This is a genomic window from Ornithinimicrobium cavernae, from assembly GCF_003121625.1.
Lineage (GTDB): Bacteria > Actinomycetota > Actinomycetes > Actinomycetales > Dermatophilaceae > Ornithinicoccus > Ornithinicoccus cavernae.
In genome coordinates this window covers 117,095-130,778 of the sequence record NZ_QDDJ01000007.1, presented here as the reverse complement: position 1 = coordinate 130,778, position 13,684 = coordinate 117,095, and the positions used below count along the sequence as shown (strand labels likewise).

The following is a 13,684-nucleotide window of genomic DNA, read 5'->3' as shown; positions in this document are numbered from 1 at the left end:
GGCATCAGCGACCGGGGGACGTCTCCGGGTCGCCGGACGGCCCGGCGCCCTCCACCAGCGGCACCAGGTAGCCGGCGAGGGGCTCGCTCAGCACCTCGGCGAACGTCGCCGTGATGTGGGAACCCTGTCGATAGGTGAGCACGTTGCGGTAGACCGCGGGGCAGGTTCCCTCCGGACAGACCCACGGGTTCATGTCGACGTACTCGGCGGTGTCCACCTGCTGGGCGGCGGCGCGCAGGGCGGGCGAGCCGCTCCCGTCCCCCGCGGGCCAGTCGCAGGACGCGACGTCGTCCGGCGCGTCCGCCACACACTGGTAGCTGCGGACCTCGCCGCGGGGCTGCGGGCTGTCGGAGATCGCGATGACCGGGACCTCCTCGGCCCCGAGAGCCGTCCAGTAGGCCGTGTAGCCCTCGACCATGGCGTCCTCGGTGACCTCGCCCGAGGCGTCCAGGGCCTCACCACGCAGACCGGAGGTCACCACGACGTCCGGCAGCTCAGGGCCCGTGATCCGTTGGAAGACCTCGTCGGACCAGGTCCGGCAGGATGTGAACGGCTCTCCGGTCTCGGGCAGCACGATCGTCGCCGCGGTGAAGGTGCAGCCGCTCTTGGTGTAGACCCGCAGCAGCCAGCCGCGGTCGGCCGCGATCTCTTCTAGTGCCGGCAGCCACTGCCCGACCTTGGAGTCGCCGACGACCGCCACCACGACGTCCCCGTCGGCAGCTCCCCGCTCACACATCCGCACCGTGGCATCGGTGACCTCGCTGGCGCAGTCCAGGTCGTACAGGGCCGGCAGGTCGCTGGTCGCCGACGCCGGGTCCGGTGTCACCCGGTCGAAGAACGGCTCGTCACCCGGCTTCTCCGAGCTCGGGTGCGGCAGCGCCACGACCTCACCGGCCAGCGACGGTCCGGACGGGTCCGCGTCCGGCGGTGACGCGCCGTCCCCCGCGGCCGAGCCGGACCAGGTGGCGCCCGTGGGCCGTGCTGCCGCCGACGGGCCGAGGGTGCCGCCCTGCCCGAGCGCCAGTCCGGCGACCAGCGCCACGAGGGTGGCGTTGACCCCCACCGACAGGGCGTAGCGCGGGGAGAGGTTGAGGGCCCGGGCGTGGCGGATCGGGGACTCCACGTAACGGTAGGAGAGCCACGCCGGGAGGAACGAGAAGGCCACCACCACGAGGCCCTGCACGGCAGACGGGGTCCCGAGCTCCCACTCCCAGAACCGCAGCAACGGCCAGTGCCACAGGTACAACGAGTACGACAGCCCGCCGACCCAGACCAGGGGACGCAGCCCCAGCAGGCCGGCGACCCCCATCCGCCGGCAGCTGAAGCCACCGGCGATGATGGCTGCGGTGCCCAGGACCGGAGCCAGGGCGGCCGCCCCCGGCCACGGCGTGCTGCTCGTGACGGCCACCGAGCTGGCCGCGAGCACCAGCAGCCCGACCCAGGCGACCAGGGCGCCCGTCCGCTGCCGCCACCTGCCGAACGTGCCCGCGCCGAGCGCCACCAGCGCCCCCGCACCCAGCTCCCAGAGCCGGGTCGGGGTGACGAAGAACGCCGCTGCGGGCTGCAGGGCCGTGAACACCACCGAGAACACCAGCGACGGCACGACGATCACCGCGAGCAGGCCGGCCGCCAGCGACCGCCGGGACACGGCGGCCCCGCTCGCGCCGCGAGCGCCGGAGCGCCGGGCCCGCCGGCGCAGCAGGAGCACCAGGCCGATGAGGACCAGCGGCCAGAGCAGGTAGAACTGCTCCTCCACCGCGAGCGACCAGAAGTGCAGGACCGGGGACGGCTCGACGTCCTCCGCCAGGTAGTCCACCGAGCGGGCCGCGAACACCCAGTTGACGAGGTAGACGGCGGAGCCGGCGATGTCCCCGCCGATGCTCTGCCACTGGACCCGCGAGGTGAGCAGCCACGACGCCACGGCGGTGACGACCAGGACGAGGGCGGAGGCGGGCAGCAGCCGCTTGGCCCGGCGCCCGTAGAAGCCGAGCAGGTGGACCCGCCCGGTGGCCTCGACCTCGCGCACCAGCTGGTTGGTGATGACGAACCCCGAGACGACGAAGAAGACGTCCACGCCGATGAAGCCGCCGCTGAGCCACGGCACCCCGGCGTGGTACGCGAGCACGAGCAGCACCGCGACGGCCCGGAGGCCCTCCACGTCCTTGCGGAACCGCGAGCCGGTGACCCGTTCCCCGGTCGCGGGGGTGGCGGTGGCCGCCGTCATCCGGCCGGGCCCTCGCCCCGGCCCTCGTCGCCCGGTGGATCGGCGGCGAAGGTCTCCACCAGCGGCGCCAGGTAGGCCGCCAGCGGTTCGGCGAGCACCTCGGCGAAGGTCGCGGTGATGTGCGAGCCCTGTCGATAGGTCATCACGTTCCGATAGTCCCCCACACAGGTGCCTCCCGGGCACACCCACGGCCCCATGTCGACGAACTGGGCCCCCTCGACCTGGTTGACCGCCTCCTGCAGCGCCTCCGTGCCGGGCGAGGGATCGTAGGGCCAGGAGCACGCGCCGGGGTCGTCCCGGTGCTCGTCGACGCACTCGTACACGGGCCCCACGTCCCCGTCCGGTGACGGCGTGTCGGACAGCGCGATCACGCCGACCCCCTCCTCACGCAGGGCCGACCAGTAGCGCACGTAACCGTCGACCAGGGCCTGCGTGGACTCCGTGGTGGCGTCGTCGGTCGGCAGCGCCTCGCTGCGGACTCCGGAGGCGAGGACGACGGTGGGGCGCTCCTCACCGGTCAGCCGCTCCAGGACGTCGCGCCCCCAGTCCCGGCACGTGGTGTAGGGCTCCCCCTGGGGGGTGAGCTGCAGGACGTCCGCGAAGGCGCAGGTCTGCTTGGTGTAGGTGCGGATCAGCCAGCCCTGCTCCTCACCGATCCGCTCCAGCGCCGGGATCCACTGGGCCGCCTTGGAGTCGCCCACGACGGCCACGACCACGTCGCTGTCGAGGTCGCCGAAGTCGCACGGCTCGGAGCTGTCGTCGTCCTGACGGATCTGGCACCCGGACGCATACAGCCCGGGCACGTCGGCCGTCGCCTCCAGCGGGTCCGGGGTGAGGCGGTCGAAGAACGGCTCGTCGCCGGGCTGCTCCTCCCCCGGCAGGGGCGGGCCCGTCGTCCCCGGCTCCTGCGGGTCGCCCGCCGACCCGGGGTCGTCCGCACCGGACGGCTCCTCGGCCTGCCCGCCGGGCGCGGTGGCGGCCGAGCCGTCCGTCGACCAGCCGGCACCGGTCGACTGCCCGCCCCCCGAGGTCCCCCCGAGGGCGCCGAGGACGAGCAGCACCCCTGCCAGGAGGGCGGCCAGGGAGCAGTTGGCGCCGACGGACAGGGCATACCGCGGCCGTGCGCTCAGGGCGGGGGCGTGCCGGACCGGGGTCTCCACGAAGGTGTAGGCGAGCCAGGCCGGCAGGAAGGACGCCGCCACGATGACCAGGCCCTGCCACACCGACGGTGTGCCGAACTCCCACTCCCAGAACCGCAGCAGCGGCCAGTGCCACAGGTACAACGAGTAGGAGAGCCCGCCGACCCACACGAACGGCCGCAGGCCCAGCAGGCCGGCGGGTCCCCACCGTCTCGCCCGGAAGCCTCCCGCGATGACCGCCGCCGTCCCCAGCACGGGTGCCAGAGCGGCATACCCGGGCCAGGCGGTCGTCGCGTCGACCAGGAAGGCGCTGGACAGCAGCACCCCCAGGCCGAGCCAGGCGACCAGCCCCGCGACGAACCGGCCCCAGGACTCGAAGACCCCCGCCCCGAGCGCCACCAGGGCCCCCAGGCCGAGCTCCCACAGGCGCGTCGGGGTGATGAAGAAGGCCTCGCTCGGCGCCTGCTGCGTGTAGAGCACCGAGAACAGGAAGGAGGGCAGGACGAGCACGACGAGGAGCCCCAGCGCCAGGCGACCCTGCACCGGCCCCGGGGAGACCTCGTCGTCCCCGGCGGCCGTGCGGCGCCGCCACGGCAGCCGCGCCAGGGCGAGCAGGCCGAGGATGAGCACCGGCCACAGGAGGTAGAACTGCTCCTCCACCGCGAGTGACCAGAAGTGCAGGACCGGCGAGGGCTGCACGTCCTCGGCCAGGTAGTCCACGGAGCGGGCCGCGAAACCCCAGTTCACGACGTACGCCGCGGCCGCCGCGATGTCCCCGCCGATCGTCTGCCACTGCACCCGCGAGGCCATCAGCCACGCCACGACCGAGGTGGTGACCAGCACCAGACCGGCCGCCGGCAGCAGGCGCTTGGCCCGGCGGCCGTAGAAGCCCCACAGCGACAGCCGGCCGGTCGACTCGACCTCGCGCACGAGCTGGTTGGTGATCACGAAGCCCGAGACGACGAAGAAGACGTCGACCCCGACGAAGCCGCCGGAGACCTCGGCGACGCCGGCGTGGTAGACGAGGACGAGCAGCACCGCGATCGCCCGCAACCCCTCGATGTCGCCCCGGAAGGGGGACCCACCAGTAGACCCGCTGCCGCGGCTGTGGCGCGGTCGGCGGGTCTGCTGCACGTTCTCAGAACTGGGGGCAGTCACTCAGCAGGTCAGGTCGGGGTCTCGGGGCAGCGCATATCGTCTCACGGGCGACGGATCGGACCGGTCCGTATGCGGTGTCGCGGGGGCCCGGAGGGACCTCAACTTTTTCCTGTGCAACCTTCTGACCACCCGGTAGCGTCTGGGGTGCAGAGACGGGCACGCAGTTCACGACGGGGAGCAGACATGGCGCTCAGTACGCGCACAGCACGGCGGGGGGTCGCTGCCCTGGTCACGGTGATCGTGGCCGCCACCCTGGCCACCGGGTCAGCCAGCACGGCACCACCACCCGGGGGCGCCGCCTCACCCGACGAGAGCCGCCAGGCCGTGTCGTGGGCGGGTGGGCTGGCCGGTGAGGCGCCCTGCCCCGAGGGCCACAGCCGCAACGCGACCCTGATGACCGAGGGCTTCGGCAAGGGCGTGCCCCACGCCGGCTTCAACAACGGCTGGCGGCTGGTCACCCGGGGCCTGGTCGGCGCCGCCGCGCGCTCGGAGGTCAACTCGGGGGACAGCGAGGACTGGTTCTTCACCCGTTGGGCCCAGGCTCCGGTGGGAGCCCACACGATGCTCGCCTTCCTCTCGCGGGGCAACGTGCAGTCCTCGGGCTACTCCCGCGCCGACGTGAACTCGGTGTCCCTCCAGGCCGCGGCCAACACCGAGTCCTGGCGCGGCAAGGTCTTCGACATCACCGCCGCGACGAAGGACGAGTCGGGCCGTCTCGGCCCGTGGTTCCAGCACCGCCACCAGATCGGGGCGACCCAGTGGTGGGAGGTCGACAACATCCAGATCTACACCTGCCGGCGCGCCGCGGTGAGCCGCGTGCAGGGTGAGAACCGCTACGACACCTCCGCGCGCATCGCCGCGGAGTTCCCCGCGGGCCAGGACGTGGTCTACCTGGCCAACGGCACCAACTTCCCCGACGCGCTGGCCGGGGCGGCGCTGGCCGCCAAGCACGAGGCGCCGGTGCTGCTCGTGCAGCAGGACCGCATCCCGCAGCCGGTGGCGGCGCAGCTGGACCGGCTCGACCCGGCCCGGATCGTCGTCCTCGGCGGCACAGGGGCCGTCGGCTCCGCCGTGGTGGAGCAGGCACGGACCCACGCCACCAGCGGCGAGGTCACCCGGCTGGCCGGGGAGAACCGCTACGAGACCTCGCGTGCGATCGCCGACACCTATCCGACCGGGATCAGCACGGTCTACGTCGCCAGCGGCACCGCCTACCCGGACGCGCTGGCCGGTGGCGCGGCCGCGGGACGCAACGACCGGCCGCTGCTGCTGACCCACCCGACCCAGCTGCCGAGCGCCACGGCGGCGGCCCTTGACCGGCTCGACCCCGGTCGCATCGTCATCCTCGGGGGCTCCGGCGCGGTCTCCGAGGCGGTGGCCCGCACGCTCGCCCAACACACCGACGGGGACGTCACCAGGATCGCCGGGGCCGACCGCTACGAGACCGCGGCCCTCATCGCCAGGACCTTCCCGGACCACCGCAGCCGGGTCTTCGTCGCCACCGGCACCGACTTCCCCGACGCCCTGGCCGGCTCCGCCTTCGCCGGCGGCGAGCACAACCCGGTGCTCCTCGCCCAGCCCTACCGGCTCCCCCAGAGCAGCCGCGCCGCCATCGCCAGCCTCGACGCCGACTCGGGGGTGCTGATCGGTGGCCGCGCCTCCCTCGGCCCCATCGTCCTGGACCAGCTCGGCCGCTACGTCGGCTGAGAGGAGTGACCATGCGCACCACACGACGTCTGCACACCGGAGAGACCCTCCTGCTGGACGTGCCGGCCGCCGCCGGGCTGCCGCCGGCCGCCTCCATCAGCGTGCTGGCCCACGACGGGCTCGAGCTGGAGGTCAACAGCGGCGTGGCCCATCACCTGGAGCACTACCTGTCCGTCAGCGGCAGCACCCTCACCGACGAGGTGCGGCTGCGCACCGGGGTCACCCTGCGCCACGGCCGCTACGGCGGCGACCCCGCCTCCGGGCTGGCCTTCGCGGTGGCCGTCGGCGGTCACGAGGTCTACGGCTTCACAGTGCCCACCCTCGACCTCGAGGGCTTGAGCGCGGTGCTGTCCCAGGTGGAGCTCACGGCGACGCCGGACGGTCCCGTGCTCACGCCGAGCGGGTCCGTGGACTGGTCGCCCTACCGCACCCACGACGTCGCCCAGGTCGTCGAGCTGTCCACCGGGGGCCACGCCCTCCTTGACGTCCGCCGGACGCGCACCGGGGTCACCCGTCCCTCAGGGGCCGGCGTGGACGTGCGCGGCGGGCGGCTGAGCCGCTCCGCCGAGGACGAGCGGGCGCACTACGCGGTCCTGGAGGCGCCGGCGTTCGTCGTCTACGGCATCCCGGGCACCATCGAGGACCTCGACACGGTCGCGACCACCCTCAGCCAGGTCACCGCGGAGCTGGCATGAGCGTCCTGTCCCCCGCCCTGCTCGGCACGGTCGGCCTGGTGCTCGTCGCCGCGTCCGCCGGGCACCTGCGCTCCCCCGGCGCGCTGCGCGACGGGCTGCGCGCCCACGGGGTCCTGCCCGGCACAGTCCACGGACCGGTCGCGCGGGTCCTCGGCCCGGTCGAGGCGCTGCTGGGCGGCGCGGCGCTGGTCACCGCGCTCACCGGCGCGCCACCCGGCGTCACCCTCGCCGTGAGTATGCCGTCCGCTCTCCTCCTCCTGCTCCTCACCGGCTACCTGTGGCAGGTGCTGCGGGTCACCGCCGGGAGGGTCGTGCCCTGCGCCTGCGGCCTGGGCGACGCCCCGGTGAGCCCGTCCGCGGTCCTGCGTGGCGGCATACTCGCCGTCCTGGCCGTCGTGGGCGGGACCACCGCCGCGGGCTGGAGCCTGACCACGGCGCCGGCCCGGGAGGTCTTCGTGACGCTCGCTGCCATGGTGGTCCTCGCGCTCGCGGCCGCCCTGCTGCCGGCCGCCCGCGCGGTGCCCGAGGCGGCGCTGCTCGCCTCCGGGCCGCACGACCACGGGGGCCACCGATGAGCTTCCTGGAGTCGGCCGTGCTCCTGGCCTGGGTCGCGCTCGTGCTGCTGGCCCTGGGCCTCGCGGGGCTGCTGCGGCAGGTCACGCTGCTGACCCGGGGCCAGGCCGGCGGCGGGTCCCAGGCAGCGGCCTCCGGGTCCCCGCGCAGCACGCGCGACCTGGTCGGGTTCCGGCTCCCCGCGCACGGCGAGCTGGCCGGGCTGGCCGAGCCGGGCGCCCACCGCACCGTGGTGACCTTCGTGTCCCCCGGGTGCTCCTCGTGCGACCTCACCCTGAGCGGTCTGACCGACGTCCCCGACGTGCGGGACGGCTCGGTCGCCCTGGTGGCGGTCTCGACCGGCTCCTGCGGGCCGGCACTGGGCAGCCTGTCCGGCACCGGCCGCTGCGTAGCCGAGGGGCGCGCGCTGCTGGAGCAGCTGCACGTCCCCGCGACCCCCTACCTGATGGCCCTCGACAGCGGCGGCACGATCGTCGCGGCGACGCTGCCGGACCAGCACACCGACCTCACCGCCTGGGTCCGCGCGACCCGCGGCTCGATCAGCCTCACCGAGGAGCAGGGATGAGCGACGACCTCAGCACCGGACAGACCATCCGCTTCGCCGACCTCCCCGTCGCGGACACGCGGCACCTGCGCAGGAGACTGCGGCCGCGACCGTCGCGGCGGACCTTCCTGGGCTCGGTCCTGGGTGCCGGGGCCGCCGTCGGGCTCGGCTCGCTGTTCCTGGTCAACCGGGCGGCCGACAGCGCCCAGGCGGCGTACTGGCAGGACTGGACCAACACCTCCACCGGGCCCTGCGCGACCTACGCCAAGGAGCACACCGAGCACGGCATCATGTGCGGCCCCTCGCCGATGTGCACCTCGCGCGCGTGCTGCTGGAAGTACCGCAACGGTGCCGGCAACCTGGTCGGCTGGCACAAGCACGCGCCCGGATCGACCGGCTACTACACGCACCGGCCCGACGACTGCTGGAACGGCACCTACGACTCCTGGCACTGGAAGTTCAGCGACGGCAACACCTACCGCTGCTCCGACGGCTGGAGCTGCAGCGCCTCCGGCGCCTGCAGCAAGTCGATCTGCCCGTGGGCGATCTGAGCACCACGCCGGTCTCCCCCGCGCGGCGGTGGGTCGCCGACCCGCTGCCGCTGCTCGGGCTGCTGGCAGCTGCCGGGGGCGTGCTCGGGGTGCTGCACCTGGGCGGCGTGGCGGTGCCCTGGCCCGTGCCGGCGCTGCTGGCGGTGGTCGCGGCGGGCCTGGCCCTGTCGGGCTCCACCTGAGGCCTGAACAGCGCGTGGGCGCTGGTGGCCTCGGTCCGGGGCCGGTCGATCCAGTTGCGGTTGTGGCTCGCCTTCCTGGCGGGCTGCACCGTCGGCGGTGCCTTCACCGGCACGGCGCTCGGCGTGTTCTCCGGGCTGCTGTCACCGCTGCCGCTGCCGCTGCGCGCCGGGGTGCTCGGCGCCCTCGCCCTGTTCCTCGTGGTGCTGGACCTGCGCCAGCCCGTGCTGCGCCTGCCGCAGCGCAGCCAGCTGATCCCCCAGGAGGTGTTCGCCCGCGGCATGGCGCGCGGCGGCTTCCGGTTCGGGGTCGAGTACGGCTGCGGCTTCCGCACCCTGGTGCCCTCGGCCGCCTCCTACGTCGCGGCCCTGTTCGTCCTGCTGGCCGGTATGCCGCTCGGCTGGGCCGCGTGCCTGGGTGCGGCCTTCGGGGTGGCCCGGTCGGTGGCGGTCCTGCAGTACATCCTGCTCGGACGGCCCGGCTGGCAGCAGTTCCTCTCCAGCCACACCCGGTGGCTCGAGCGGGGCGGCACGGTCGTCGCCACCGCCCTGCTGGCCTGGTCCACCCTCCTGCTGCTGGGCTGAGCCGGGCACGGGCGAGGCCTCCCGTGGAGCACCCACGCCCTCAGGGTGTCCTCGGGAGGCCTGTCCGCACGGTGGCTGCTACTGCACGTAGTCCTGCAGGATGGTCGCGACGTTGTGGGAGACCACGTTCGTGCCGCCGACGATCACGATCTTCTGCGGGTCCAGGGCGGCCAGGGCGGCCCGCGTCGTGCTGTCCACGGAGTTGGGCGTGACCAGGAGGACGGGTCCCCCACGCGCACCGGCCCGCGCCGCGCCGGCCAGCGCGTCCGGGAACTCCTTGCCCGTGGCGATGATCACCGTCTCGAGACCGTTGGGGTAGTACCGAGCCAGCTCGGAGGCGGTCGCGTAGCGGTCCCGTCCCGCGACGCGCTGCAGGTTCTTGGCCCGGGTCATCGACCGGAGGTCCTCCGCGACCGCGTCGCTGACCGCACCCTTGCCTCCGAGCACCACGACGCGGTAGGGGTTGATCGCCTGCATCGCCCTGCGCGTCTCGCTCGGGATGCCGTCCTGGTGGGTGAGGAGCACCGGCCCGTCGTTGTAGCCGGCGCGCGCCGCACCGGCCAGCGCGTCGGGGTAGTCCGTGCCGGTGGCGACGTAGACGACGGGCACGGCGGTGCCGAAGTTGCGGGCCAGCGCACCGGCCGTCGCGTAGCGGTCGGCACCACCGACACGGGACACCGGCGCCGGAGTGAGCGACCGGACCGTCGTGAGGACGGAGTCGGCGATCGCTCCCCTGCCACCGACGACGACCACCCGGGACGGCCTCAGGCGCTTGATCGCGTCCTTGGTCGCCCCCGGCACCGTGGTCGACTTGGTGAGCAGCACGGGAGCACCGAGGGACCCGGCGCGGGCAGCGGCCGTCAGCGCGTCCGGATACTCCTCCCCCACCGTGAGGTACAACGGCTTGCCCGTGGGGAAGAGCGAGGACAGCTTCGCGGCCGTGGCGTAGCGGTCCGTTCCCGAGACCCGGCTGACGCCGGGGTCCGGCGCCGGCGGCGCGGGGGGCGGCGGAGGCGGCGGGGGCGCGGGGGGAAGGGCACCCGAGCTGATCATGTGCGCCCACGTGGACTTGTCCAGGACTCCGGTCCACGGGAGCTTCTTGTTCGCCTGGTAGTTCAGGAGCGCCCGGAGCGTCATCGGCCCGAAGCTGCCGTCCACGTCGGCGCCGGTGAAGCCGAGGGCCTGCTGGGCCTGCTTGACGTAGTCGTTGCGGGCGCCCGGCAGCAGCACGGGGTTGGGGGCTGTCGGCGGCGCCGGAAGGTTCGTGGGGCACGGGGTGGGGTTGTAGCGGGTGTAGCGGGGCGCGTACGCGTCGCGGAAGACCCGGCAGGTGCCGTGGTCGTGCGTCGTGATGGGCGTGCCGTCCCACCACGAGGTGCGCCCCATCGCACCGTCCCAGCTGAAGCTGATGTGCAGGTGGTCGGTGTGCGGGGAGGGCCCGTAGTAGGGGTACCAGGCGCCGGGCTTGTAGAGGTACCAGGAGTACTTGTTCCAGATGACCGACTGCACACCGAAGCGACGGGCCATCTCACCGTTGTTGGCCGTCAGCCACTGGGCGACGGCGTCCCCGATGGCCTTGTCGTCCGCGTTGTAGGCGTTCATCGGCCAGTCGAAGGCACGGCCCTCGTAGTGCTGGCTGTTGTCGCCGTACTTGCAGGCCCGCGAACCCCACCAGGTCGGTCGGTCGTAGTGCTTCGAGACCAGGTTGGCGAAGGCCACCATGCCCGCCCGGTTGTTCGGGTCGCACGAGTAGGTGTACTGCCACGGGGGTGCCGCGTCGAGGGTGCTCGGCAGGTCCTTGGTCGGGGGCGCCGGCACCGCCGCCGGGACGACACCGGTCTCCTCCGGTGCCACGCCGAGCGCGTCATAGCCCCCACCGAGGTAGCCGTCCGCGGCCGACATCAGCTCCTCCGGCGTCGCGGGGTCCACCTCGACCGCCGGCTGCTCGGTGAGCCACTCCTCCGGGAACTCGGACGGGTCCGGCGGCGGGCCCACCCAGTCCATCGGGCTCTCCGGGAAGGTGCGCACCAGCTCACCCGCCCCGCTGTCCTCCGGCACCACGAAGGGATCGCTCTGGAGGAGCAGGCTCTCGGCGAAGGGGTCACCCAGGGACTGCAGGGACGCCCGGGTGGCGGCATCGTGCCCGTGGTCGTGCTCGTGCAGCTCGACGTCCTCCGCCCCGTCCGAGCCGACAGCCGGCTCCGGGACCGGATCGGCCTGGGCGACCGGTGCGGCCATCAGAAGGGCCAGCGTCGCGACGCTGGCCGCACGGAGGTGGCGCGAGGAGCGGGGGCGCATGTGTTCTTCCCTTCATCACAGAACCGGGGCCGGACGCCTGTGATCAATGGTGTCGTTGTGACTTATGAGGCGTTAGGAGAATACACAAGAAATCGAGCTACCGAACAGTTGGGTAGGTCACAGTTTTTTAAATGACAAAGGTGTCATTCTCGTGCGCCGACAAAAGACGAAAACACCACCGGGAATTCCATCGGTGTGATTTACCTGCCACACGGCGAGAGTCCGCCCTCGCCGCGGCGTGGGGCGGACTCTCGGACGGACCCGCAGGTCCGGGTGGCGGTGGGAGGAGCGGGGCGGCGCTCAGCGATCGATCTCGCCCCGGATGAACGCCTCGACCTGAGCGCGTCCCTCCTCGTCGCGCATCTGCTGCGGCGGCGACTTCATGAGGTAGGCCGAGGCCGACACGATCGGGCCGCCCACGCCCCGGTCCTTGGCGATCTTGGCAGCACGCAGCGCATCGATGATGATCCCCGCCGAGTTCGGTGAGTCCCACACCTCGAGCTTGTACTCGAGGTTCAGCGGGACGTCACCGAAGGCGCGCCCCTCGAGGCGCACGTAGGCCCACTTGCGGTCGTCGAGCCACTGCACGTAGTCCGACGGGCCGATGTGCACGTTGCGGGCGCCGAGGTCGTGGCTCACGTTGGAGGTGACGGCCTGCGTCTTGGAGACCTTCTTGGACTCGAGCCGGTCCCGCTCGAGCATGTTCTTGAAGTCCATGTTGCCGCCGACGTTGAGCTGGTAGGTGCGGTCGAGCACCACGCCCCGGTCCTCGAACAGCTTGGCCATCACCCGGTGGGTGATGGTGGCGCCGACCTGCGACTTGATGTCGTCGCCGATGATCGGGACGCCGGCCTCCTCGAACTTGGCGGCCCACTCCGGGTCGGAGGCGATGAAGACCGGGAGCGCGTTGACGAAGGCGACGCCGGCGTCGAGGGCGCACTGCGCGTAGAACTTGTCCGCCTGCTCGGAGCCGACCGGCAGGTAGGACACGAGGACGTCCACCTCCGCCTCGCGGAGCGTCCGGACGACGTCCACGGGCTCGGCGTCGGACTCCTCGATGGTCTCGCGGTAGTAGCGGCCGATGCCGTCGAGGGTCGGCCCGCGCTGCACGAGGACGCCGCTGGGCGGCACGTCGGCGATCTTGATGGTGTTGTTCTCACTGGCGTTGATCGCCTCGGCCAGGTCGAAGCCGACCTTCTTGGCATCCACGTCGAACGCCGCCACGAACTCGACGTCGCTCACGTGGTACGGGCCGAACTGGACGTGCATCAGGCCGGGCACACTGGCGGCCGGGTCCGCGTCGCGGTAGTACTCCACCCCCTGCACCAGCGAACTCGCGCAGTTGCCAACACCCACGATGGCGACTCGAACTGATCCCATAGTTACTCCTCGTGTTGCGCGACACCGCGGTGGCCCGCGCTGCGCTCGGTCTCGATCAACCCGGTGAGCCAACGCACATCGCGTTCGGCGGACTCCAGGCCATGGCGGTAAAGCTCGACGGCATAGCCGTCGCGGGTGTCTCCCTCTGCGGGTCTGTTGGCGCGATACATCGCCAGACGCTCCTCCAGGCGGGCGCGGCGGCCCTCGAGGATTCGCAGGCGGACCGCACGGTCCGCGCGACCGAAGAAGGCGAAGTGCACGTCGAAGGCGTCATCTTCCCATGCGTTCGGTCCGGCCCCGGTCAGCAGGGACTGGAACCGCTGCTGGCCGGCGGACGTTACGGCGTAGGTGATGCGGGCCCTACGACCCGACACCGGGGTGTCGTGCTCGACGATGAGACCGCGCTCCACCAGGAGCCGCAACCTGGGGTAGAGCGTGCCGTAGGACATCGCTCGCACCGTGCCCAGCACGCGGTGGACCTGCTTGCGCAGCTCATAGCCGTGCATCGGGGAGTCGTGCAGCAGACCGAGGATGGCGAGCTCGAGCATCTCGGAACGCCTGGTCACGCCACACCTCCTCCACTGGGACCGGGACGACCCGGCAGCCTGCCGAGCCGGTCCGGGCGACACCCCGCGGTCACCCGGATATATC

At 72.7% G+C, this 13,684-nt stretch carries 12 protein-coding genes; 7 read left to right on the top strand and 5 right to left on the bottom strand.

Going from position 1 to position 13,684, the window contains the following annotated elements; translation table 11 throughout:
- Positions 1–4: 4 nt before the first annotated feature.
- Both DA085_RS09615 and DA085_RS09610 read right to left on the bottom strand, forming a co-directional pair.
- Complete coding sequence (locus DA085_RS09615; RefSeq protein ID WP_109472741.1) at positions 5–2,224, bottom strand: acyltransferase family protein; 2,220 nt, start codon at positions 2,222–2,224, stop codon at positions 5–7.
- Positions 2,221–4,497: an acyltransferase family protein gene (locus tag DA085_RS09610; protein WP_161958471.1), complete on the bottom strand. Its 2,277-nt coding sequence runs from the start codon at positions 4,495–4,497 to the stop codon at positions 2,221–2,223. The genes DA085_RS09615 and DA085_RS09610 overlap by 4 nt, the downstream gene beginning before the upstream one ends.
- 207 nt (positions 4,498–4,704) lie before the next feature.
- Here DA085_RS09610 and DA085_RS09605 point away from each other — a divergent pair, with 207 nt between their 5' ends.
- From DA085_RS09605 to DA085_RS09575, 7 genes are read left to right on the top strand one after another with little or no spacing between them, the layout of a single operon-like run.
- Positions 4,705–6,228 carry a cell wall-binding repeat-containing protein gene (locus tag DA085_RS09605; protein ID WP_161958470.1) on the top strand — a complete coding sequence of 508 codons (1,524 nt, stop codon included), beginning with the start codon at positions 4,705–4,707 and terminating at the stop codon, positions 6,226–6,228.
- Positions 6,229–6,239: 11 nt separating this feature from the next.
- Positions 6,240–6,923 (top strand): hypothetical protein, encoded by a 684-nt coding sequence (locus DA085_RS09600; protein WP_109472738.1) that lies wholly within the window; start codon positions 6,240–6,242, stop codon positions 6,921–6,923.
- Positions 6,920–7,498 (top strand): MauE/DoxX family redox-associated membrane protein, encoded by a 579-nt coding sequence (locus tag DA085_RS09595; RefSeq protein WP_109472737.1) that lies wholly within the window; start codon positions 6,920–6,922, stop codon positions 7,496–7,498. Before DA085_RS09600 ends, DA085_RS09595 begins: the two co-directional genes overlap by 4 nt.
- Positions 7,495–8,061 carry a hypothetical protein gene (locus DA085_RS09590; RefSeq protein ID WP_109472736.1) on the top strand — a complete coding sequence of 189 codons (567 nt, stop codon included), beginning with the start codon at positions 7,495–7,497 and terminating at the stop codon, positions 8,059–8,061. The genes DA085_RS09595 and DA085_RS09590 overlap by 4 nt, the downstream gene beginning before the upstream one ends.
- The gene (locus tag DA085_RS09585; protein WP_109472735.1) at positions 8,058–8,591 is read left to right on the top strand and encodes a hypothetical protein; all 534 of its coding nucleotides are present in this window, start codon (positions 8,058–8,060) and stop codon (positions 8,589–8,591) included. Before DA085_RS09590 ends, DA085_RS09585 begins: the two co-directional genes overlap by 4 nt.
- Positions 8,579–8,773, top strand: a complete 195-nt coding sequence (locus DA085_RS09580) for a hypothetical protein (RefSeq protein ID WP_109472734.1) — start codon at positions 8,579–8,581, stop codon at positions 8,771–8,773. Before DA085_RS09585 ends, DA085_RS09580 begins: the two co-directional genes overlap by 13 nt.
- A gap of 24 nt (positions 8,774–8,797) precedes the next feature.
- Complete coding sequence (locus tag DA085_RS09575; protein ID WP_109472733.1) at positions 8,798–9,355, top strand: hypothetical protein; 558 nt, start codon at positions 8,798–8,800, stop codon at positions 9,353–9,355.
- A gap of 78 nt (positions 9,356–9,433) precedes the next feature.
- On the opposite strand, the gene DA085_RS09570 is transcribed toward DA085_RS09575, so the two are convergent.
- The 3 genes from DA085_RS09570 to DA085_RS09560 all read right to left on the bottom strand — a co-directional run bounded on the left by DA085_RS09570 (position 9,434) and on the right by DA085_RS09560 (position 13,599).
- Positions 9,434–11,653: a cell wall-binding repeat-containing protein gene (locus tag DA085_RS09570; RefSeq protein ID WP_109472732.1), complete on the bottom strand. Its 2,220-nt coding sequence runs from the start codon at positions 11,651–11,653 to the stop codon at positions 9,434–9,436.
- Positions 11,654–11,953: 300 nt separating this feature from the next.
- Entirely contained in the window at positions 11,954–13,033 is a 1,080-nt protein-coding gene (locus tag DA085_RS09565; protein WP_109472731.1) for an inositol-3-phosphate synthase, read from the bottom strand.
- Positions 13,034–13,035: 2 nt separating this feature from the next.
- Positions 13,036–13,599 carry a PadR family transcriptional regulator gene (locus tag DA085_RS09560; RefSeq protein ID WP_237565416.1) on the bottom strand — a complete coding sequence of 188 codons (564 nt, stop codon included), beginning with the start codon at positions 13,597–13,599 and terminating at the stop codon, positions 13,036–13,038.
- Positions 13,600–13,684 lie beyond the last annotated feature (85 nt).